We start from the raw sequence: 22,709 nt of genomic DNA, 5'->3' as shown, positions 1-22,709 counted from the left end.
TTCGCGCTAACGCTTCTCCTCCGTCATGCTTAGAAAAACGCATGACGGAGGATGCCATGAAAAACCGAAAACTGACGGAAGCCGACGTAACGTCTGAGTCTGTCTTTATGTTACAGCGCCGCCAGATCCTGAAAATGCTTGGCATCAGCGCCACGGCACTGACGCTCTCTCCAGCTGCACACGCCGACCTGCTCGACTGGTTTAAAGGCAACGATCGCCCTAAGGCGCCTTCCGGTGCCCCGCTTACCTTTACCAAACCCGCAGAATGGCAAAACACGCTGGCGCTCACGCCGGAAGATAAAGTCACCGGCTACAACAACTTCTACGAATTTGGTCTGGATAAAGCCGATCCTGCCGCCAATGCTGGCAGCATGAAAACCGATCCGTGGACGCTGAAAATCGACGGTGAAGTGGCAAAACCTCTGACGCTGGACCATCACGATCTGACCACCCGCTTCCCGCTTGAGGAGCGTATCTATCGCATGCGCTGCGTAGAGGCCTGGTCGATGGTGGTGCCCTGGGTAGGCTTCCCGCTGCATAAGCTGCTGGCGATGGTTGAACCCACCAGCAACGCAAAATACGTCGCCTTCCAGACGCGCTACGCCCCGGACGAGATGCCGGGCCAGAAAGACCGGTTCATCGGCGGCGGGCTGGAGTATCCATACGTTGAAGGGTTACGTCTTGACGAAGCCATGCATCCCCTTACCCTCCTGACCGTCGGCGTTTACGGCAAGGCGCTTCCGCCGCAGAACGGTGCTCCCATCCGTTTAACCGTGCCGTGGAAATACGGTTTCAAAGGGATTAAATCGATCGTCAGCATTAAGCTGACCCGCGAACGTCCGCCGACGACATGGAACCTGGCGGCGCCGGGTGAATACGGCTTCTTCGCCAACGTGAACCCGCATGTCGATCATCCCCGCTGGTCGCAGGCGACGGAACGCTTTATTGGCTCCGGCGGCGCGCTGGACGTGAAGCGCCAGCCCACGCTGCTGTTTAACGGGTATGCGGATGAAGTGGCATCCCTTTACCGTGGCCTCAATTTACGGGAGAACTTCTGAGTGCGTTTAACGGCAAAGCAGATTACCTGGCTGAAAGTGCTGCTGCATTTAGCCGGGATACTTCCTTTTATCTGGCTGTTCTGGGCGGCCAGCCAGGGCCTCTTTAGCGCCGATCCGGCAAAGGATATCCAGCATTTTACCGGTCGGATGGCTCTGAAATTTTTGCTGGCCACCTTGCTCGTCTCGCCGCTGGCGCGCTACGCTAAACAGCCATTATTGATACGCACCCGTCGGCTTTTGGGGCTATGGTGTTTTGCCTGGGCGACCCTGCACCTCACCAGTTACGCCCTGCTGGAACTGGGAATTAACAATCTGACACTGCTTGGCCGCGAGCTGGTAACACGCCCTTACCTGATGCTGGGCATTGTTAGCTGGCTGATCCTGCTGGCGTTAGCGCTGACATCCACGCAATATGCGCAGCGAAAGCTGGGCCGTCGCTGGCAGTTGCTTCACAACTTCGTCTATCTTGTCGCGATCCTCGCCCCCATTCATTATCTGTGGTCGGTGAAGATCCTCTCTCCGCAGCCGGTCCTTTACGCGCTGGCAGCCGTGGCGCTTTTAGCATGGCGTTACAAGAAGTTCCGCCAGTGGTTGCGATAGTTCGCGAAACTGTGCGTTTTCCCGCAGATTACCTCTCAACCGCAAATCTTTTTTGGATTGCGGTTGATAATCTTCCCTGATAAGACCAGTATTTAGCTGCCAAATGCTACGAAATCGTTATAATGTGCGACCTTGGTTCGCCTGACAGCGGTTTTAGGCCTCTGAAAAGGTGACATTTGCGCTTCGACGGTATATTTTGTTTTTTACCCGAAAATCGCAGGAGATAGCGGCAGAATGACTGATAAGTTCCACATCTTAGTTTTAAACGGACCGAACCTGAACATGCTCGGCACCCGTGAGCCAGAGAAGTACGGCACGCTGACATTGAGCGAAATTGTTAACCGTCTGAGCACGGAAGCAGCCTCGCTGAATGTGGATTTGGATCATTTTCAGTCAAACGCGGAGTACGCAATCATCGACCGTATTCATCAGGCTAAAGACACTGTGGACTATATCCTGATCAATCCGGCCGCGTTTACGCACACCAGTGTTGCTATCCGCGACGCACTGCTCGCGGTGAGTATCCCGTTTATCGAGATCCACCTGAGTAACGTGCACGCCCGAGAGCCGTTCCGCCACCATTCGTATCTGTCGGATATCGCTGCTGGCGTTATCTGCGGACTGGGCGCAGACGGCTATTCATACGCTTTACAGACAGCGGTAAAACGCTTGTCACAATCACACTAAACAAGAGTACGGAACCCACTCATGGATATTCGTAAGATTAAAAAACTGATCGAGCTGGTTGAAGAATCAGGCATCTCCGAACTGGAAATTTCTGAAGGCGAAGAGTCTGTACGCATCAGCCGTGCAGCCCCAGCCGCTAGCTTCCCGGTAATGCAGCAAGCTTACGCTGCGCCAGTGCAGCAGCCTGCGCTTTCCGCAGCCGTTGCGCCAGCAGCAGCTGAAGCCGCACCTGCCGCTGCAGCAGAAATCAGTGGTCACATCGTACGTTCCCCAATGGTTGGTACTTTCTACCGCACCCCGAGCCCGGACGCGAAGGCGTTCATCGAAGTGGGTCAGAAAGTCAACGTAGGCGATACCCTGTGCATCGTTGAAGCGATGAAAATGATGAACCAGATCGAAGCTGACAAGTCAGGTACTGTGAAAGCGATTCTGGTCGAAAGTGGTCAGCCGGTTGAATTTGACGAGCCGCTGGTCGTCATCGAGTAACGAGGCGAACATGCTGGATAAAATTGTTATCGCCAACCGTGGCGAGATTGCACTGCGTATTCTTCGTGCCTGTAAAGAACTGGGCATCAAGACCGTGGCCGTGCACTCAAGCGCGGATCGCGATTTAAAACACGTATTGCTGGCGGATGAGACGGTCTGTATTGGCCCGGCTCCGTCCGTAAAAAGCTATCTGAACATCCCGGCTATCATCAGCGCCGCTGAAATCACCGGCGCGGTGGCAATTCATCCGGGTTACGGCTTCCTCTCTGAGAACGCCAACTTTGCTGAGCAGGTTGAACGCTCTGGCTTTATCTTCATCGGTCCGAAAGCCGACACCATTCGCCTGATGGGCGACAAAGTGTCTGCAATCACCGCAATGAAAAAAGCCGGTGTTCCAACCGTGCCAGGCTCTGACGGCCCTCTGACCGATGACATGGATGCTAACCGTGCTCATGCTAAACGCATTGGCTACCCGGTTATCATCAAGGCGTCCGGCGGCGGCGGCGGTCGCGGTATGCGCGTTGTGCGCAGCGATGCTGAACTGGCGCAGTCCATCTCCATGACCAAAGCTGAAGCGAAAGCCGCTTTTAGCAATGACATGGTGTACATGGAAAAATACCTGGAAAACCCACGCCACATCGAAATTCAGGTGCTGGCTGACGGTCAGGGTAACGCGATCTATCTGGCAGAACGTGACTGCTCCATGCAGCGTCGTCACCAGAAAGTGGTCGAAGAAGCGCCAGCGCCGGGCATTACCCCGGAACTGCGTCGCTACATCGGCGAGCGTTGCGCCAAAGCGTGCGTTGATATCGGCTATCGCGGGGCGGGTACCTTTGAGTTCCTGTTCGAAAACGGCGAGTTCTACTTCATTGAGATGAACACCCGTATTCAGGTTGAACACCCGGTTACCGAAATGATCACCGGCGTTGACCTGATCAAAGAGCAGCTGCGTATCGCAGCCGGTCAGCCTCTGTCCATCAAGCAGGAAGAAGTTGTGGTGAAAGGCCATGCGGTAGAGTGCCGTATCAACGCCGAAGACCCGAACACGTTCCTGCCAAGCCCGGGTAAAATCACGCGTTTCCACGCGCCGGGTGGTTTTGGCGTGCGCTGGGAGTCTCATATCTACGCCGGCTACACCGTACCGCCGTACTATGACTCAATGATCGGCAAGCTCATCTGCTACGGCGAAAACCGTGACGTGGCCATTGCCCGCATGAAGAACGCCCTGCAGGAGCTGATCATCGACGGTATTAAAACCAACGTTGATCTGCAGATGCGTATCATGAGCGACGAGCACTTCCAGAATGGTGGAACGAATATCCACTACCTGGAGAAAAAACTCGGCCTGAACGAGAAGTAAGAGAGCTGTGTTGCTAAAAGGCCGGATTATCCGGCCTTTTTTATTTCTGGGGATCGCAAAGCCCCATCATGTACAATCCCCGCTTTCTGCATCCACAAGGGACAAAAAATGGACAAACGTTTTGTTCAGGCCCATAAAGAAGCGCGCTGGGCGCTGTGGCTGACCCTTCTCTATCTTGCTGCATGGTTAGTAACTGCTTACTTACCTGACTCCGCTATTGGCATCACCGGCCTGCCGCACTGGTTCGAAATGGCCTGCCTGCTGGTACCGCTGGTGTTTATCCTGCTGTGCTGGGCAATGGTGAAATTCATCTATCGCGATATTCCGCTGGAGGACGATGATGCAGCTTGAAGTCATTCTGCCGCTTGTCGCATACCTGCTGGTCGTGTTTGGTTTATCCATTTACGCCATGCGCAAAAGAACGACCGGTGCTTTTCTGAACGAGTATTTCCTCGGCAGCCGTTCGATGGGCGGCGTTGTGCTGGCAATGACGCTGACCGCGACCTATATCAGCGCCAGCTCGTTTATTGGCGGCCCCGGTGCGGCCTACAAGTACGGGTTAGGCTGGGTACTGCTGGCGATGATCCAGCTGCCTGCCGTCTGGCTCTCCCTCGGTATTCTTGGTAAGAAATTTGCCATTCTGGCGCGCCGCTATAATGCCGTCACGCTCAACGACATGCTGTTTGCCCGTTACCAGAGCCGCTTACTGGTGTGGCTGGCGAGCTTAAGCCTGCTGGTAGCCTTTATTGGCGCGATGACCGTACAGTTTATCGGCGGGGCACGCCTGCTGGAAACGGCGGCCGGGATCCCTTACGAGACAGGCCTGCTTATCTTCGGGGTAAGCATCGCGCTCTATACCGCGTTTGGCGGGTTCCGCGCCAGCGTGCTGAACGATACGCTGCAGGGAATGGTCATGCTCATCGGCACGATTGTTCTGCTGGTGGGGATTGTTCATGCCGCGGGTGGACTCACTCATGCGGTGGAAACCCTGGAAGCGATTGACCCGAAACTGATTTCACCGCAGGGCGCGGATGATATCCTCTCGCCGACCTTTATGACCTCGTTCTGGGTGTTAGTCTGCTTCGGGGTGATTGGTCTGCCGCATACCGCCGTGCGCTGTATCTCCTATAAAGACAGTAAAGCCGTTCACAAGGGCATCATCATCGGGACGATTGTAGTCGCGGTCCTGATGTTTGGTATGCACCTGGCAGGTGCATTAGGGCGCGCGGTGATTCCCGACCTTACCGTGCCGGATCTGGTGATCCCGACGCTGATGGTTAAAGTGCTGCCGCCCTTCGCCGCCGGCATTTTCCTCGCAGCGCCAATGGCCGCCATTATGTCGACCATTAACGCCCAGTTACTGCAAAGTTCCGCTACGATCATTAAAGATCTCTATCTGAACCTGCGCCCTGAGCAGGTTGAAAATGAACGTCGCCTGAAGCGGATGTCTGCCGTCATTACGCTGGTGTTAGGAGCTTTGCTGATGTTAGCTGCATGGCGTCCGCCGGAGATGATCATCTGGCTGAACCTGCTTGCGTTTGGTGGGCTTGAAGCCGTTTTCCTGTGGCCGCTGGTATTAGGTCTTTACTGGGAACGCGCGAACGCTGCAGGCGCGCTGAGCGCGATGATTGTTGGCGGTGTGCTGTATGCCATCCTTGCGACATTTAAGATTCAGTATCTGGGCTTCCATCCGATTGTGCCTTCGTTACTGCTAAGTTTACTGGCGTTTGTGGTGGGGAACCGTTTCGGTCAGCCCGCCCCACAACCCGCTATGATTTCTACTGATAAATAAAGAGTTTTGCCATGCCGTGGATCCAACTAAAACTGAACACAACCGGCGCGAACGCCGAAGAGCTAAGCGATGCGCTGATGGAAGCCGGCTCTGTCTCCATCACCTTTCAGGACACGCACGACACGCCGGTCTTTGAACCGCTGCCGGGCGAAACGCGCCTGTGGGGTGATACCGACGTGATCGGCCTGTTCGATGCCGAAACCGACATGAAAGAGGTGGTGGCGATTCTGGAAAACCATCCGCTGCTGGGAGCAGGCTTCGCGCATAAAATCGAACAGCTGGAAGACAAAGACTGGGAACGCGAGTGGATGGACAACTTCCACCCGATGCAGTTCGGCAAACGTCTGTGGATCTGCCCAAGCTGGCGCGAGGTTCCCGATGAAAACGCGGTGAACGTGATGCTTGACCCAGGCCTGGCGTTTGGCACCGGCACCCATCCAACCACGTCTCTGTGCCTGCAGTGGCTGGATGGTCTGGATCTGGAAGGTAAGACGGTGATCGACTTCGGCTGCGGTTCCGGGATCCTCGCGATTGCCGCTCTGAAACTGGGCGCGGCGAAAGCCATCGGGATCGATATCGATCCGCAGGCCATTCAGGCCAGCCGCGATAATGCCGAGCGTAACGGCGTCTCCGATCGTCTGGAGCTCTACCTGCCGGAAGCGCAGCCAGAAGCCATTAAAGCCGATGTGGTGGTCGCAAACATTCTCGCGGGCCCACTGCGTGAACTGGCGCCATTAATCAGCGTGCTGCCGGTTGAGGGCGGTCTGCTGGGACTTTCAGGCATCCTGGCAAGCCAGGCGGAGAGCGTTTGCGAAGCCTACGCCGATCTCTTTGCGCTCGACCCGGTCGTCGAGAAAGAAGAGTGGTGCCGCATTACCGGTCGTAAAAAATAAGTATTTGGCGTGGTCCTCTGACCACGCCTTTTCTCCTCGAATATTCCTCCCGCACCTGGCCTGCCTCCGGTAAAATAACCCTACAAATCATATTGATAAATTTTGATTTGGATAATAAAAATTCACGGGAAGAATATTATGAAACACGTTTATAGCAAGGCAGCGCTGTTAGCGCTGAGCATGATCTCGGCTTCAGCATGCGCATCACACTGGAGCTACAAAGGAGAAAGTTCACCTGAGCACTGGGGCGAACTGGATGAGGCCTACAAGACCTGCCAAAGCGGGATGAACCAGTCCCCGATTGACATCGATTCCACCGTTAACGCCCATCTTTCCCCGCTGCAAACGCACTACGTTGACGGCCCTGTGACGCTGACAAATAATGGCCATACCATTCAGGCAAGCGAGCAGGCCGACACTCGCGACACTATCACGCTGGATAAGCAAACCTGGGCATTACAGCAGTTCCACTTCCACGCGCCGAGCGAAAACACCGTGCATGGCAAGCATTACGCGATGGAAATGCACCTTGTGCATAAAAATGCGAAGGGGGAACTGGCGGTGGTCGCGGTCATGTTCGACAAAGGGGCAGAGAACCGTGAACTTGATAAACTGTGGGACGTTATGCCTCAGCAGGCTGAGCTGAACGTCTCCATCAAGCAGGAGCTCAACCTGAATAAGCTGCTGCCGGAAGATAAAACGTACTGGCGCTTTAGCGGCTCGCTGACAACGCCACCGTGTTCGGAAGGCGTCACCTGGATCGTGCTTAAGCATCCTCTGACGGTCTCCGCCGGTCAGCTCGAGAAATTCACCCACACAATGCATCACGATAATAACCGGCCGGTACAGTCCCTCCATGGTCGTGTTATCCTCGAATAACGTCTATTTTTTGCCCTGAGATCATGTTCTAAAATGCGACGCAGATCGCAAAGAAGTGGGGAAATCTGCTGTTAAAAACAGCAGATTATCCCGCTCATCTGTCGCATTTATTCAGAAATGATGAGAAGTTACGGGAAATTGTAAGCGCACATAAAATAGCCATCAGCGCATAACTCAATGATTTCAATCATGAATAATTTTAAACGAAAAGATTGCGCGGCGATTCCTTGATCTACAACAGTGGATTGTTCAAAGTTTGGCCTTTCATCTCGTGCAAAAAATGCGTAATATACGCCGCCTTGCAGTCACAGTATGGTCATTTCTTAACTCATGCGCATCGGACACCACCAGCTTAGAAATCGCCTGATCGCAGCCCCAATGGCAGGTATTACCGACCGGCCGTTCAGGACGCTGTGCTATGAGATGGGAGCCGGTTTAACCGTATCCGAGATGATGTCGTCTAACCCGCAGGTTTGGGAAAGCGATAAATCCCGCCTTCGGATGGTGCACATTGATGAACCAGGTATTCGCACCGTGCAAATTGCCGGAAGCGTGCCTGAAGAGATGGCAGATGCCGCGCGTATTAACGTGGAAAGTGGTGCCCAGATTATTGATATCAATATGGGTTGCCCGGCCAAAAAGGTGAATCGCAAGCTTGCAGGTTCAGCCCTTCTGCAATACCCCGACCAGGTGAAAGCTATCCTGACGGCGGTTGTCAGCGCAGTGGACGTTCCTGTTACGTTGAAGATTCGCACGGGTTGGTCGCCGGAACACCGTAACTGTGTAGAGATTGCCCAACTGGCCGAAGATTGTGGTATTCAGGCCCTGACCATCCACGGACGCACTCGCGCCTGTTTGTTCAATGGTGAAGCTGAATACGACAGCATTCGGGCAGTTAAGCAGAAGGTTTCCATTCCGATTATCGCGAATGGCGACATAACTGACCCGCTTAAAGCCAGGGCTGTACTCGACTATACGGGAGCTGATGCTCTGATGATAGGACGTGCAGCTCAGGGAAGACCCTGGATCTTCCGGGAAATCCAGCATTATCTGGACACTGGGGAGCTGCTTGCCCCACTGCCTCTGGCAGAGGTAAAGCGCTTGCTTTGTTCGCATGTTCGGGAACTGCATGACCACTACGGTCAGGCAAAAGGGTACCGAATTGCGCGTAAACACGTCTCCTGGTATCTCCAGGAGCACGCTCCAGATGACCAGTTTCGGCGCACATTCAACGCCATTGAGGATGCCAGCGAACAGCTGGAGGCGTTGGAGGCATACTTCGAAAATCTTGCGTAATGAAATAAAGAGCTGACAGAACTATGTTCGAACAACGCGTAAATTCTGACGTACTGACCGTTTCTACCGTTAACTCTCAGGATCAGGTAACTCAAAAGCCCCTGCGTGACTCGGTTAAACAGGCACTGAAGAACTATTTTGCTCAACTGAATGGTCAGGATGTTAATGACCTGTATGAGCTGGTACTGGCTGAAGTTGAACAGCCACTGTTGGACATGGTGATGCAATACACCCGCGGTAACCAGACCCGCGCTGCGCTGATGATGGGTATCAACCGTGGTACTCTGCGTAAGAAACTGAAAAAATACGGCATGAACTAATTTCGATTAGCTAACTGCTTGTTTAAAAAGGCGCTACCTGGCATGGGGATGCGCCTTTTTTATTGTCTTATTCTTTCACCGTCAACGCTTTGTAAACCTTTGCTTATCCCGCTTTTAAACCGCTTCTTTTCGTGTATATTTCCACCATTTCAGTGGCTCTCTTCTCGCGGAATGACACAATGATTCGTAAATACTGGTGGCTGGTCGTCTTTGCAATCTCCGTTTTTCTATTCGATGCCCTCCTGATGCAGTGGATTGAACTGATGAGCACCGAAACCGACAAGTGCCGCAATATGAACTCCGTCAATCCGCTGAAATTAGTGAACTGTTCAGAACTCGATTAACTCCCTGCCGTCACCAACCTCCCCGTATTACCCACTAAAAACGGGGATTTAAATCCCTTTGAGCCGTTACCTGACGGTGATAATGTCTCGCCCTTCTCAACCTCTCCTGCGTAACGTCATACTCGAGTAGAACCGACCATGCTGGTTAGCCAATACAACCCTATCCTTGTAGCCCTCTCCTTTGCTGTTGCCATCCTTGCTGCTTACACCGCGCTGAATATGGCTGCACGCGTCGCCGGAAGTCAGGGCATCGCAGCGCGCATCTGGCTGGCGGGAGGCGGTGTTGCAATGGGCATTGGCGTATGGGCCATGCACTTTATCGGCATGCTGGCGATGGATCTCTCCATGAGCATGAGCTACAACGCGACCCTGACGATTTTATCCATGGTCATCGCCGTGGGGTCGTCACTGTTTGCGCTATGGCTCGTCAGCTGTGAACAGCTGCGCATGCGCCGCCTGCTTCCCGGCGCTCTGGTGATGGGAATCGGTATTGTTGCCATGCATTACACCGGTATGGCGGCGCTGGAGGTGAGGCCGGGGATCGTTTGGGACACGCTGTGGGTGGCCATTTCGGTCGTGATTGCGCTTGCCGCTTCGCTTGCAGCATTGTGGCTGACCTTCCGCCTGCGTCACGAAGCCGCTCAGGTGGTGCCGATGCGCCTGGGTGCCGCCATCACGATGGGAATTGCTATCGCCGGTATGCACTACGCCGGGATGAAGGCCGCGCAGTTTCCAATGTCCACCATGGTTCACCATCAGGGTATTAACGGCAGCTGGCTGGCCGTGCTGGTCAGCGTCGTCGCGCTCTCTATTCTTGGGATCACCCTGCTGGTGTCGATGCTGGATGCCCGCCTGCAGGCACGAACCGCCCTTCTGGCCTCGTCGCTGGCAGAAGCGAACCGGGAACTTGCGCAGCTGGCGCTGCACGATACGCTGACGCGTCTGCCCAACCGTATCCTGCTGGAGGACCGGCTCGATCAGGCCATCAGCAAAGCTGACCGTGAAGGTACCCATTTCGCCCTGATGTTCATGGATCTCGACGGTTTTAAAGCTGTCAATGACGCCTACGGCCATGATGTCGGTGACAGGCTGCTGGTCGCCGTTACGCAGCGTCTGCTGCATCTCCTGAAGGGCCAGTTTACCCTTGCACGCATTGGCGGCGATGAGTTTGTTCTGCTGGCTGAGGGAGAAGGTCCGGACGATGCGGCCTCGCTGGCAAATTCGCTGGTGCGGGCGATCGATAGCCCGTTCACTCTCGAACCCTATGAACTGATGGTAACGCTTAGCATTGGTATCGCCCTGTACCCTCACGACGGCAAAACCGAACGTGAGCTGATGTTTAACGCCGACGCGGCGATGTATCACACCAAGCATATGGGCCGAAACGGCTATCACTTTTTCCAGCCCTCCATGAACACTCTGGCGCAGACCCATCTTCAGTTAATGAACGATCTGTGGATGGCCGTCGATCGTAATGAACTGCGCCTGCTTTATCAGCCAAAGTTTCACGCGCCCGCGGGCCCTCTCCTCGGGTTTGAAGCGCTGCTGCGCTGGCAGCATCCGAAGCAGGGTTTACTGACGCCGGATCTTTTCCTGCCGCTGGCGGAAAAAACCGGGCTTATCATCCCTATTGGTAACTGGGTGCTCAATGAAGCCTGTCGCCAGCTGAGAGAATGGCATCTGCAAGGGCATCGAAACTGGTCAATGGCAGTAAACCTGTCGACGCTGCAGTTCGAACAGCCCTCGCTGGTTAAAACAGTGCTCGACTGCCTGGAGCGCCATCACGTCCCGCCGGAAATGTTGATCCTGGAAGTCACGGAAACTACGGCGATGAGCAACCCCGATGAGAGCGTGCGGGTGCTGACAGAGCTGACGGATGCTGGGGTGAAAGCCTCGATTGATGATTTTGGGACCGGATATTCGAGCCTGCTGTATCTCAAGCGTTTACCGGCCTGTGAACTGAAGATAGACAGAGCGTTTGTGAAAGAGTTAAGCGGTGAAAGCGAGGATGCCACCATTGTCTCTGCGATTGTGGCCCTCGCGAAAACGCTCAACCTGAAAGTCGTGGCCGAAGGTGTGGAAACCGAAGCGCAGCAAGCCTTTTTGACGGAGCTGGGCTGTAATACCTTACAGGGTTACCTGTTAGGTAAACCCGCCAGCGCGCAGACCATCGAGGCGCTTTGTGCACGGGGTGAAATGTTGCCAGGCGCTGAGCCGTAATCATTATGAGGCGACACGCGCAAGAGAGGGAGTGTCGCCAGAATACTGTCGACCAGGGCTGGCGCCTGCTGATAAAGATTAAAACTGTCGGTATTCATTAACCAGTTTTTAATGATGCCGCTAAAAAAACCGTGGAATACGATCATGGTCAGCTCAACGTTCACCTGCGACGAAATGATGTTTCGAGAAATACATTTTTCCAGCGTAACGCGCAAAGAATCATAATTGAACCCAATACGTTTCCGAATTTCATCCTCTGAAATCATATCGCTAGTAAATTCACATTTATGATACAAAATTTGTAATAGCGCACATTGACGGGGTTCGCGTGCGATATACTGAAGCGCAGTAATGAATTGCTCACGAAGTATTAACAACGGATCATCATTTTCGGAGAGAGAAAGCCTGTCGCGAATGATGTCACGTAGCGGTAATTGCTGTTCCCAAATGGCATTAAATATCTCTGCTTTACTGGTAAAGTGCCAGTAGATAGCACCACGCGTAACCTTTGCGGCATCGGCGATATCCGTCAGCGTCGTGCTGGCTACGCCTCGCGTCGCAAACTGCCCGATAGCCGCCTCAATCAACTGCTGTCGGGTTTGTTGAGCCTCTTCTTTCTTTTTACGCGCCATTGACAGCTACTCTTTACTCGCAGGGTATATACATAACATCAGGTTCGGATGGCTGGAAGTATTCACTAAAAGCCGTTTTAATTTTGCACAAAAAAAGTCAATTTACTTAATCTATAAACAATCTAAATACATGCCCGGAATTAAATTCACGGAACGAATAAATTTACCGGTTAAGCTCTATTAGCCTGATTTAACGGGCAGAAGTATAGCCGTATTTTCTACGGGACTGATTCTGATTTTCCTCTCAGGCCTCGTCATTCGCACTTATAAATTAAAAAACATTAAATACCCTCATTATTATACGCAGCTACATTTTATTTTTTCCCTCTGCCCCACTACCGATCTACGGCAAACATCGGTTAATGGGTATTTAAAGGAACAGTCATGACGAATCATTTCAGACGTTTACCCTTAGCCGGTTTCATTGTCTGCGCTGTACTGCTCACCGGATGCGATGGTCAGGAAAATCAACAACAACATGCACAGGCGCCTCAGGTCAGCGTTCATATCGTGAAAAGTGCGCCGCTGGCCGTCACAACTGAACTCCCGGGCAGAACAGATGCGTTCCGCGTTGCGGAGGTTCGTCCACAGGTTAGCGGTATCATTCTGCGTCGCAACTTCACGGAAGGTAGCGATGTAAAAGCCGGGGACTCACTTTATCAAATTGATCCTGCGACCTATCAGGCGGCTTACGACAGCGCGAAAGGCGAACTGGCAAAGGCGCAGGCGGCGGCCAATATTGCACACCTGACGGTGAAACGTTATCTCCCACTGGTGGGAACACAGTATGTCAGTAAACAAGAGTATGACCAGGCCGTGGCCACGGCCCAGCAGGCAGATGCCAGCGTTGTCGCCGCAAAAGCGGGCGTTGAAAGCGCACGTATCAACCTTGCGTATACCAAAGTAACGTCCCCTGTCGATGGCCGCATCGGCAAATCCAGCGTGACGGAAGGGGCGCTCGTGACGAACGGGCAGGCCGCAGCGCTGGCGACGGTCCAGCAGCTTGATCCGATTTATGTCGATGTGACCCAGTCGAGCAATGAATTTATGCGCCTGAAGCAGACGAGCCTGCAAAAAGGCGACACGGCCAGCAGCGTTGAGCTGCTGATGGAGAATGGTCAGCCCTATCCGCTGAAAGGCACCCTGCAGTTCTCCGACGTTACGGTGGATGAAAGCACCGGCTCAATCACGCTGCGCGCCATTTTCCCGAATCCTCAACACCTACTGTTACCGGGGATGTTCGTTCGCGCCCGCATTGATGAAGGCACACAGCCAGATGCCATTCTGGTTCCGCAGCAGGGCGTGACCCGAACGCCGCGAGGCGACGCAACCGTGCTGGTGGTTAATGATAAAAACCAGGTTGAATCACGTACCGTCGTTGCGCCTCAGGCCATTGGCGACCGCTGGCTTGTGACGGAAGGGCTGAAAAACGGTGACCGCGTGATTGTCAGCGGATTACAGAAAGTCAGACCAGGGGCTACCGTCGTCGCCACGCCAGATACCACCACGACTCCCGCCAGTTAAGGAACGACGACATGGCTAATTTCTTTATTCAAAGGCCGGTTTTCGCCTGGGTACTTGCCATCATTTTGATGATTGCAGGCGGGCTGGCCATTCTCAAACTGCCCGTCGCCCAGTATCCGACGATTGCTCCGCCAGCCGTGGCGATTTCTGCGACCTACCCCGGCGCTGATGCCCAGACGGTGCAGGATACCGTGACCCAGGTTATCGAACAGAACATGAACGGTATCGACAACCTGATGTACATGTCTTCCACCAGCGATTCAGCAGGTAATGTCACCATCACACTGACCTTCGAGTCAGGAACGGATCCGGACATCGCCCAGGTGCAGGTGCAGAACAAACTGCAGCTCGCCATGCCGCTGCTGCCGCAAGAGGTACAGCAGCAAGGGATTGGCGTTGAGAAATCCAGCAGCAGCTTCCTGCTGGTCGCCGGTTTTGTTTCGGACAACAAAAACCTCACTCAGGATGATATCTCCGACTATGTCGCCTCGAACGTCAAAGATGCTATCAGCCGAACGACGGGTGTCGGCGACGTTCAGCTGTTTGGCGCCCAGTATGCGATGCGCATCTGGCTCGACAGCAACGCGATGAATAAATACCAGCTGACGCCGCTGGATATTATCAACCAGCTGAAAACGCAGAACGACCAGATAGCGGCAGGTCAGTTGGGCGGTACGCCATCGGTTCCTGGACAGCAGTTGAATGCCTCCATCATCGCGCAAACTCGCCTGAAATCACCGGAAGAGTTTGGCCGCGTGACGCTCAAGGTGAACCAGGACGGCTCGATGGTTCACCTGAAGGATGTCGCTCGCATTGAGCTCGGCGGCGAAAACTACAATATGGTGACCAAAATCAACGGGCAGGCAGCAACCGGCCTTGGGATTAAGCTGGCAACCGGGGCAAACGCGCTGGATACCGCGGCAGCCATCAAGAGCAAACTGGCGCAACTGCAACAGTTCTTCCCGCAGGGGTTGAAGGTCGTCTATCCCTATGACACCACGCCTTTTGTGAAAATTTCTATTCATGAAGTGGTGAAGACCCTGTTTGAAGCGATCGTTCTGGTCTTCCTGGTCATGTATCTGTTCCTGCAAAACCTGCGCGCGACGCTCATTCCGACTATCGCGGTGCCGGTGGTTCTGCTGGGTACCTTCGCGGTTCTTGCAGCGTTCGGTTTCTCCATCAACACCCTGACGATGTTCGGGATGGTACTGGCGATAGGGCTACTCGTTGATGACGCCATCGTGGTGGTCGAGAACGTTGAGCGCGTGATGGTCGAGGACAAGCTGCCGCCCAAAGAGGCCACGCAGAAGTCGATGGAGCAGATCCAGGGCGCGCTGGTGGGGATCGCGATGGTTCTCTCGGCGGTCTTTGTTCCGATGGCCTTTTTTGGTGGCTCGACGGGCGCCATCTATCGCCAGTTCTCGCTGACTATCGTTTCAGCCATGGCGCTCTCCGTGCTGGTTGCGCTGATCCTGACGCCCGCACTCTGCGCAACGCTGCTTAAGCCCGTCTCTGGCGATCATCATGAGAAGAAAGGGGGGGTCTTTGGCTGGTTCAATGCGCTCTTTGATAAGAGCGTGGAGCACTACAGCAACAGCGTAAGCGGTATTTTGCGTAAGACCGGCCGCTATCTGGTGGTGTACGTCCTTATTGTCGGTGGGATGGCGGTGCTGTTCCTGCGCTTACCTACCTCCTTCCTGCCTGAAGAGGATCAGGGGGTATTTATGACGATGGTTCAACTCCCGGCGGGTGCGACCCAGACGCGTACTCAGCAGGTTCTCGACCAGGTTCAGGACTACTATCTGACCCAAGAGAAAGCGAACGTTGAATCCGTCTTTACCGTTAACGGCTTTAGCTTTAGCGGTCAGGGCCAGAACTCCGGTATCGCCTTCGTCAGCCTAAAACCCTGGGAAGAACGTTCTGGGGAGAAAAATAGCGTTGAGGCCATCGTGGGCCGAGCGACAAAAGCGTTCAGCCAGATTAAAGACGGCCTTGTATTTCCGTTTAACCTGCCTGCCATTATCGAACTGGGAACCGCAACGGGCTTCGACTTTGAACTTATCGATCAGGCAAACCTGGGGCATACCCAGCTGACGCAGGCGCGTAATCAGCTGCTCGGCATGGTGAAAGAGCACCCTGACCTGCTGGTTCGCGTGCGTCCTAACGGCCTGGAGGATACACCGCAGTTCAAACTGGATGTCGATCAGGAGAAAGCGCAGGCGCTGGGTATTAGCATTTCTGACGTCAACCAGACGATATCGACGGCATTGGGTGGTACCTATGTGAATGACTTTATCGATCATGGCCGCGTGAAAAAAGTTTACGTCCAGGCGGATGCGAAATTCCGTATGTTGCCGGGGGACATCAACAATCTCTACGTGCGCAGCGCGAATGGGGAAATGGTGCCGTTCTCATCCTTTAGCAGCGCTCACTGGGTTTACGGTTCTCCTCGTCTGGAACGCTATAACGGCATGCCGTCCATGGAGATCCTCGGTGAGTCAGCCCCAGGGAAAAGTACCGGTGAGGCCATGGTGATGATGGAAAGCCTGGCGGCAAAACTGCCTTCCGGCATCGGCTATGACTGGACGGGAATGTCTTATCAGGAACGCCTTTCCGGTAACCAGGCGCCTGCACTGTACGCCATTTCACTGATCGTGGTGTTCCTGTGCCTGGCTGCACTGTATGAAAGCTGGTCCATACCCTTCTCTGTCATGCTGGTTGTGCCGTTAGGCGTCATCGGGGCTCTTTTCGCAGCGTCGCTGCGCGGGTTAAACAATGACGTCTATTTCCAGGTCGGCCTGCTGACGACGATTGGGTTATCGGCGAAAAACGCCATCCTGATCGTCGAATTTGCTAAGGACCTGATGGATAAAGAAGGTAAAGGTATCATTGAGGCCACGCTGGAAGCCTCAAGAATGCGCCTTCGCCCGATCCTGATGACCTCCCTGGCCTTCATTCTTGGCGTCATGCCGCTGGTAATTAGCACCGGAGCCGGGAGCGGCGCGCAAAACGCCGTCGGTACGGGTGTGATGGGAGGCATGCTTTCCGCAACGCTTCTGGCTATTTTCTTTGTGCCCGTTTTCTTTGTGGTTGTCCGGAGACGGTTTACCAACCATATGGATTAACGTATCCCTGAAGGCACCGTTTGGTGCCTTTTTTATTTTAATATAAACAATGGATTAGTCATTATTGAGTCGCATATTAAAAATTTATGAGTTTGCATTAAGTAAAAGCGCCCTGTTGCGACTCCATAATTTCTCCATGAATTTATCCAGAAAACGCTTTTTCTCCATGATTTTTACAAACTACATAATTTGAGATTATTCCACGTGTAACGGGAACTTACCCTGGTGGTAAAATAATCTCCAGTTCGTTAATAGCCCTCCTGGCTTTGTAGCGAATAAGAAATAATACTGAGGTAACATCATGAAAAGATTCATTTCCGTTGCACTTCTCGCTGCGCTGCTTGCTGGTTGCGCGCACGACTCTCCTTGTGTACCGGTTTACGATGATCAGGGCCGACTGGTTCATACCAATACCTGTATGAAAGGCACCACCCAGGACAACTGGGAAACAGCGGGTGCCATCGCCGGCGGCGCTGCCGCAGTAGCGGGTTTAACGTTAGGTATTGTTGCCCTGACGAAGTAACATCTGTTCAGAAAGCGCGGCTCCGGCCGCGCTTTTGCTTTTAATGAGTGCACCATTTTCTAATAAATAAAAAAGTTCCGCATTTATTCTTATATTTCATTTCAACCAACCGCTATCAACACCTTTTTCTTATCTCTGATGATTTTCATACATTAATACTATTGAATACTCTGCCAATATTCACCTAAGAAACTATCTCTTCTTTTTATTTCATCCCGGTAAAAACTTTTGCTCCAATTTGTGGCACAGGTTGTAATTTCGCACTGTTTCGGGGCGCTCATTTTATTTAAGCCTGTCTACACTCTGCATTAAGCGTTCAGTTTTCTCTTATTTCGCTGAACTCAAAAGCTGGCATTACGTTTGCTTTATAAACGTTGGCCAATGCCACAGACAGGTTAAGCGCTTAAAAACGCTTCTATAACAATAAATTTCGCCACACAGGATCCATTATGAAAAAGACGATGATAGCCAGCCTGACCGCTGCAGGCATGTTGTTTGCCATAGCCGGTCAAGCCCATGCGGGAACGACGCTGGATGCCGTTAAAAAGAAAGGTTTTGTTCAATGCGGTATCAGCGACGGTCTGCCTGGCTTCTCTTATGCCGATGCGAACGGCAAATTTACCGGTATTGATGTGGATGTCTGCCGTGGCGTCGCAGCAGCGGTTTTTGGTGATGACAGCAAAGTAAAATACACCCCGCTGACGGCGAAAGAGCGCTTTACGGCGCTGCAGTCCGGCGAAGTTGACATGCTCTCGCGTAACACCACCTGGACCTCCTCCCGCGATGCAGGTATGGGAATGTCATTTACGGGCGTGACCTATTATGACGGCATCGGCTTTCTGACCCACAATAAAGCGGGCCTGAAAAGCGCCAAAGAACTGGATGGCGCCACCGTGTGTATCCAGGCGGGTACCGATACCGAGCTGAACGTCGCGGATTATTTCAAAGCAAATAAGATGAAATACACCCCTGTGACTTTCGACCGCTCGGATGAATCAGCCAAAGCGCTGGAATCCGGTCGCTGCGACACCCTGGCCTCTGACCAGTCACAGCTGTATGCCTTACGCATTAAGCTGAGCAATCCGGCGGAATGGATTGTCTTGCCTGAAGTGATCTCCAAAGAACCTCTCGGACCGGTTGTGCGTCGTGGCGATGAAGACTGGTTCTCTATCGTTCGCTGGACGCTGTTTGCCATGCTGAATGCAGAAGAGATGGGCATCAACTCGAAAAACGTTGATGAGAAAGCGGCGAATCCTTCCACCCCGGATATGGCGCACCTGCTCGGTAAAGAAGGTGATTTCGGCAAGGATCTGAAGCTGGATAACAAGTGGGCTTACAACATCATCAAACAGGTGGGTAACTACGCTGAGATCTTCGAGCGTAACGTGGGATCGGAAAGCCCGCTGAAGATCAAACGCGGCCAGAACAATCTCTGGAATAACGGCGGTATTCAGTACGCGCCACCAGTACGTTAAGTCATAGCTGTAACGGGCACTGCTCGGGCAGTGCCCACTCCAGAGTCATGGTTACTGAGGTTTCTTTATGTCCCATCGCCGCTCAGCCGTAAAAGGATCGCTATCCTTTTCTCATCCCGCGGTCCGCGCCTGGCTATTCCAGATTATTGCTATTGTTGCGGTTGTTCTTATCGCCGTGTATCTCATCCATAACACCATCACTAACCTGAATAATCGCGGTATCACCTCCGGTTTTGCGTTTCTGGATCGCAGCGCGGGCTTTGGGATTGTTCAGCACCTTATCGACTATCAGGAGGGTGACACGTACGGACGCGTGTTTGTGGTCGGTTTACTGAATACGCTGTTGGTATCGGCACTTTGTATTGTCTTCGCGTCCATCCTGGGCTTCTTTATTGGGCTGGCGCGTCTTTCTGAAAACTGGCTGCTGCGAAAGCTTTCCACCATCTATATTGAGACGTTTCGCAACATCCCACCGCTGCTGCAGATCTTCTTCTGGTATTTCGCGGTGCTGCGTAATCTTCCCGGTCCCCGCCAGGCCGTCGATGCGTTTGAGCTGTTTTTCCTGAGTAATCGTGGGTTATACATTCCCTCTCCGCAGGTGGCCGAAGGGATTTACGCCTTTATCGTCGCCATTATTGTTGCGCTCGCGATTTCCGTCGGCCTGTTCCGCTATAACCGTAAGCATCAGATTAAAACCGGACAGCTTCGTAAAACATGGCCAGTTGCCGCTGCGCTGATTGTTGGCTTACCGTTAGTTGCTCACTGGCTTTTTGGTGCAGCCTTGCACTGGGATATTCCTCACCTACGCGGGTTCAACTTCCAGGGTGGTATGGTGTTAATTCCTGAACTGGCAGCACTCACGCTGGCGCTTTCAATTTATACCTCCGCGTTTATTGCGGAAATCATCCGCTCCGGGATCCAGGCCGTGCCTTACGGGCAGCACGAGGCGGCACGTTCACTCGGTTTGCCGAATACCGTGACGCTTCGCCAGGTCATTATTCCGCAGGCTTTACGGGTGATCATTCCGCCCCTGACCAGCCAGTATCTCAACATTGTCAAAAACTCATCGCTGGCAGCTGCCATTGGTTATCCGGATATGGTGTCTCTCTTCGCCGGAACCGTGCTTAACCAGACCGGACAGGCCATAGAAACCATTGCCATCACCATGTCCGTCTATCTAATCATCAGTCTGGCCATTTCGTTGCTGATGAACCTTTATAACCGTCGTATAGCACTGGTCGAGCGCTAAGGATCTATGATGACAAAAGCGATACTGTCGCACTCCTCGCGCCCTGCCAGCTCGACGGGTGGACGTTTTATTCTCTGGGCACGCAAGAATCTCTTCTCCAGCTGGAGTAATAGCCTGCTGACGATTGTCTGCCTGTGGCTCATGTGGGAATTGCTCCCTCCCCTGCTGAACTGGGCGGTTATACAGGCCAACTGGGTCGGTTCAACCCGAGCTGATTGCACAAAAGCCGGCGCTTGCTGGGTGTTTATTCATGAGCGCTTCGGTCAGTTCATGTATGGATTGTATCCGCACGAACAGCGTTGGCGGATTAATCTGGCGCTGGTTATCGGCCTGCTCTCTGTTGCAGTCATGTTCTGGAAAAAGCTGCCTCACCGTGGACGCTATATTGCCGTCTGGGCGGTGGTTTATCCGATTATTGTCTGGGTGCTGCTGTATGGCGGTTTTCTGGGGCTGGAACGCGTTGAAACACGCCAGTGGGGTGGTCTGACGCTGACGTTGATTATCGCTTCAGTAGGGATCGCCGGCGCGCTACCGTTGGGCATTTTACTCGCCCTGGGTCGCCGTTCAAAAATGCCGGTCGTACGCGTGCTCTCCGTTATCTTTATTGAGTTCTGGCGCGGCGTACCGCTTATCACCGTACTGTTTATGTCGTCGGTCATGCTGCCACTGTTTATGGCGGAAGGTACAACGATCGACAAGCTGATCCGTGCCCTGGTCGGAGTGATTCTCTTCCAGTCCGCCTATGTCGCTGAAGTTGTACGCGGTGGCCTGCAGGCATTGCCTAAAGGCCAGTACGAAGCGGCGGAATCGCTGGCGCTCGGTTACTGGAAAACGCAGGGGCTGGTGATCCTTCCGCAAGCGCTCAAGCTGGTTATCCCTGGTCTGGTCAATACGATCATTGCTCTCTTTAAAGATACCAGCCTGGTGATCATCATCGGATTGTTCGATCTCTTTAGCAGCGTGCAGCAGGCAACCGTTGACCCTGTCTGGCTGGGTATGTCCACCGAGGGATATGTCTTTGCCGCTCTGATCTACTGGATCTTTTGTTTTAGCATGTCGCGCTATAGCCAGCATCTGGAAAAGCGCTTCAACACCGGGCGTACACCGCACTGAGGAAATTATGAGCCAAATGACTATGACAACCGCCAACGCGATGATTACGCTGGAAAACGTCAATAAATGGTATGGACAGTTTCATGTCCTGAAGGACATCAATCTTAAGGTAAAGCAGGGCGAACGCATCGTCCTTTGCGGCCCTTCCGGTTCAGGTAAATCCACAACCATTCGCTGTATTAACCATCTTGAAGAGCATCAACAAGGGCGCATTGTGGTTGATGGTATTGAACTGAATGAAGATATCCGCAATATCGAACGCGTGCGTCAGGAAGTGGGAATGGTATTTCAGCACTTTAATCTGTTTCCACACCTGACCGTTCTGCAGAACTGTACGCTTGCGCCGATTTGGGTCCGAAAGATGCCGAAACAGGAAGCGGAGGCGCTGGCGATGCACTACCTTGAACGCGTACGTATCGCGGAGCATGCCAATAAGTTTCCAGGTCAGATCTCGGGCGGGCAACAGCAGCGCGTGGCTATCGCCCGTTCGCTGTGCATGAAACCCAAAATCATGCTTTTTGACGAACCGACATCTGCGCTGGATCCCGAAATGGTGAAAGAAGTACTGGATACCATGATTGGGCTGGCCCAATCCGGCATGACGATGCTGTGCGTCACGCATGAGATGGGATTCGCGAGAACCGTGGCCGACCGGGTGATCTTCATGGACCGCGGCGAGATTGTTGAGCAGGCACCGCCGGATGAGTTCTTTGCGCATCCGAAGTCAGAACGTACGCGAGCATTTTTATCGCAGGTAATTCATTAGTCGTTTGCTCTGCCGGGTGGCGGCTTCGCCTTACCCGGCCTACGGTTTGTGCAGCGCAGAAACGCAAAAAGGCCATCCTTTCGGATGGCCTCTTCACTTAATTGATGCCTGGCAGTTCCCTACTCTCACATGGGGAGACCCCACACTACCATCGGCGCTACGGCGTTTCACTTCTGAGTTCGGCATGGGGTCAGGTGGGACCACCGCGCTAAAGCCGCCAGGCAAATTCTGTTACTTCTTGCCGAACTTTAACCTAAGTATAAAGTGGTGCTGATACCCAGAGTCGAACTGGGGACCTCACCCTTACCAAGGGTGCGCTCTACCAACTGAGCCATATCAGCACGCTAAATTTGATGCCTGGCAGTTC

General features: G+C 53.3%; 21 protein-coding genes, 1 tRNA gene and 1 rRNA gene. 20 read left to right on the top strand and 3 right to left on the bottom strand.

The features are described from left to right. Nucleotides 1-56: 56 nt before the first annotated feature. From msrP to INF73_RS04120, 13 genes are all read left to right on the top strand, one after another. Nucleotides 57-1,058: a protein-methionine-sulfoxide reductase catalytic subunit MsrP gene (msrP, locus tag INF73_RS04180; protein ID WP_028014608.1), complete on the top strand. Its 1,002-nt coding sequence runs from the start codon at nt 57-59 to the stop codon at nt 1,056-1,058. Beyond that, a complete protein-coding gene (msrQ, locus tag INF73_RS04175; RefSeq protein WP_028014609.1) occupies nt 1,059-1,658 on the top strand; it encodes a protein-methionine-sulfoxide reductase heme-binding subunit MsrQ in 600 nt (199 codons plus the stop codon). 234 nt (nt 1,659-1,892) lie between these two features. Continuing rightward, on the top strand, nt 1,893-2,345 hold the full coding sequence (gene aroQ / locus INF73_RS04170) for a type II 3-dehydroquinate dehydratase (RefSeq protein WP_028014610.1): 453 nt from the start codon (nt 1,893-1,895) through the stop codon (nt 2,343-2,345). A gap of 21 nt (nt 2,346-2,366) precedes the next feature. Next, nucleotides 2,367-2,831 (top strand): acetyl-CoA carboxylase biotin carboxyl carrier protein, encoded by a 465-nt coding sequence (accB, locus tag INF73_RS04165; protein ID WP_008502856.1) that lies wholly within the window; start codon nt 2,367-2,369, stop codon nt 2,829-2,831. A gap of 10 nt (nt 2,832-2,841) precedes the next feature. Continuing rightward, on the top strand, nt 2,842-4,191 hold the full coding sequence (accC, locus tag INF73_RS04160; RefSeq protein ID WP_003860388.1) for an acetyl-CoA carboxylase biotin carboxylase subunit: 1,350 nt from the start codon (nt 2,842-2,844) through the stop codon (nt 4,189-4,191). Between the two features lie 108 nt (nt 4,192-4,299). Beyond that, nucleotides 4,300-4,542: a YhdT family protein gene (locus INF73_RS04155; RefSeq protein WP_006178860.1), complete on the top strand. Its 243-nt coding sequence runs from the start codon at nt 4,300-4,302 to the stop codon at nt 4,540-4,542. Continuing rightward, nucleotides 4,532-5,983: a sodium/pantothenate symporter gene (gene panF / locus INF73_RS04150; protein WP_028014612.1), complete on the top strand. Its 1,452-nt coding sequence runs from the start codon at nt 4,532-4,534 to the stop codon at nt 5,981-5,983. Before INF73_RS04155 ends, panF begins: the two co-directional genes overlap by 11 nt. A gap of 11 nt (nt 5,984-5,994) precedes the next feature. Next, the gene (prmA, locus tag INF73_RS04145; protein WP_193541592.1) at nt 5,995-6,876 is read left to right on the top strand and encodes a 50S ribosomal protein L11 methyltransferase; all 882 of its coding nucleotides are present in this window, start codon (nt 5,995-5,997) and stop codon (nt 6,874-6,876) included. A 138-nt stretch (nt 6,877-7,014) separates the two neighbouring features. Continuing rightward, on the top strand, nt 7,015-7,755 hold the full coding sequence (locus INF73_RS04140; protein ID WP_048999228.1) for a carbonic anhydrase: 741 nt from the start codon (nt 7,015-7,017) through the stop codon (nt 7,753-7,755). Between the two features lie 330 nt (nt 7,756-8,085). Next, nucleotides 8,086-9,051 (top strand): tRNA dihydrouridine synthase DusB, encoded by a 966-nt coding sequence (gene dusB, locus INF73_RS04135; protein WP_008502861.1) that lies wholly within the window; start codon nt 8,086-8,088, stop codon nt 9,049-9,051. A 23-nt stretch (nt 9,052-9,074) separates the two neighbouring features. Further along, on the top strand, nt 9,075-9,371 hold the full coding sequence (fis, locus tag INF73_RS04130) for a DNA-binding transcriptional regulator Fis (RefSeq protein WP_000462905.1): 297 nt from the start codon (nt 9,075-9,077) through the stop codon (nt 9,369-9,371). A 179-nt stretch (nt 9,372-9,550) separates the two neighbouring features. Further along, nucleotides 9,551-9,715 carry a DUF2556 family protein gene (locus INF73_RS04125; RefSeq protein ID WP_014885446.1) on the top strand — a complete coding sequence of 55 codons (165 nt, stop codon included), beginning with the start codon at nt 9,551-9,553 and terminating at the stop codon, nt 9,713-9,715. A 138-nt stretch (nt 9,716-9,853) separates the two neighbouring features. Beyond that, nucleotides 9,854-11,935 carry a bifunctional diguanylate cyclase/phosphodiesterase gene (locus INF73_RS04120; protein WP_193541590.1) on the top strand — a complete coding sequence of 694 codons (2,082 nt, stop codon included), beginning with the start codon at nt 9,854-9,856 and terminating at the stop codon, nt 11,933-11,935. Here the strand turns inward: INF73_RS04120 and envR are convergent. Next, nucleotides 11,851-12,567 (bottom strand): acrEF/envCD operon transcriptional regulator, encoded by a 717-nt coding sequence (envR, locus tag INF73_RS04115; protein WP_028014616.1) that lies wholly within the window; start codon nt 12,565-12,567, stop codon nt 11,851-11,853. The genes INF73_RS04120 and envR overlap by 85 nt on opposite strands. A 384-nt stretch (nt 12,568-12,951) precedes the next feature. On the opposite strand from envR, the gene INF73_RS04110 reads away from it, so the two are divergent. The 7 genes from INF73_RS04110 to INF73_RS04080 all read left to right on the top strand — a co-directional run bounded on the left by INF73_RS04110 (nt 12,952) and on the right by INF73_RS04080 (nt 22,342). Beyond that, complete coding sequence (locus INF73_RS04110) at nt 12,952-14,091, top strand: efflux RND transporter periplasmic adaptor subunit (protein WP_028014617.1); 1,140 nt, start codon at nt 12,952-12,954, stop codon at nt 14,089-14,091. An 11-nt stretch (nt 14,092-14,102) separates the two neighbouring features. Then, nucleotides 14,103-17,216: an efflux RND transporter permease subunit gene (locus INF73_RS04105; protein WP_193541588.1), complete on the top strand. Its 3,114-nt coding sequence runs from the start codon at nt 14,103-14,105 to the stop codon at nt 17,214-17,216. 301 nt (nt 17,217-17,517) lie between these two features. Then, a complete protein-coding gene (locus INF73_RS04100; protein WP_008502867.1) occupies nt 17,518-17,739 on the top strand; it encodes a lipoprotein in 222 nt (73 codons plus the stop codon). Between the two features lie 449 nt (nt 17,740-18,188). Next, nucleotides 18,189-19,214: an amino acid ABC transporter substrate-binding protein gene (locus tag INF73_RS04095; RefSeq protein ID WP_028014619.1), complete on the top strand. Its 1,026-nt coding sequence runs from the start codon at nt 18,189-18,191 to the stop codon at nt 19,212-19,214. A 67-nt stretch (nt 19,215-19,281) separates the two neighbouring features. After that, complete coding sequence (locus INF73_RS04090) at nt 19,282-20,463, top strand: amino acid ABC transporter permease (RefSeq protein WP_048959000.1); 1,182 nt, start codon at nt 19,282-19,284, stop codon at nt 20,461-20,463. A 9-nt stretch (nt 20,464-20,472) separates the two neighbouring features. Next, nucleotides 20,473-21,576, top strand: coding sequence for an amino acid ABC transporter permease (locus tag INF73_RS04085; protein WP_028014621.1), 1,104 nt, complete (start codon nt 20,473-20,475; stop codon nt 21,574-21,576). Between the two features lie 7 nt (nt 21,577-21,583). Next, the gene (locus INF73_RS04080; RefSeq protein ID WP_041907797.1) at nt 21,584-22,342 is read left to right on the top strand and encodes an amino acid ABC transporter ATP-binding protein; all 759 of its coding nucleotides are present in this window, start codon (nt 21,584-21,586) and stop codon (nt 22,340-22,342) included. A gap of 106 nt (nt 22,343-22,448) precedes the next feature. On the opposite strand, the gene rrf is transcribed toward INF73_RS04080, so the two are convergent. Together rrf and INF73_RS04070 are read right to left on the bottom strand one after the other, a co-directional pair. Then, nucleotides 22,449-22,564: ribosomal RNA gene (rrf, locus tag INF73_RS04075) — 5S ribosomal RNA — on the bottom strand. A 43-nt stretch (nt 22,565-22,607) separates the two neighbouring features. Beyond that, a tRNA-Thr gene (locus INF73_RS04070) sits at nt 22,608-22,683 on the bottom strand. Between the last annotated feature and the right edge of the window lie 26 nt (nt 22,684-22,709).

The sequence above is a fragment of the Enterobacter cloacae complex sp. P6RS genome, assembly GCF_014982245.1.
Lineage (GTDB): Bacteria > Pseudomonadota > Gammaproteobacteria > Enterobacterales > Enterobacteriaceae > Enterobacter > Enterobacter bugandensis.
Note: the sequence above shows the minus strand (reverse complement) of the source record. Positions and strands in the feature narration are given on the sequence as shown.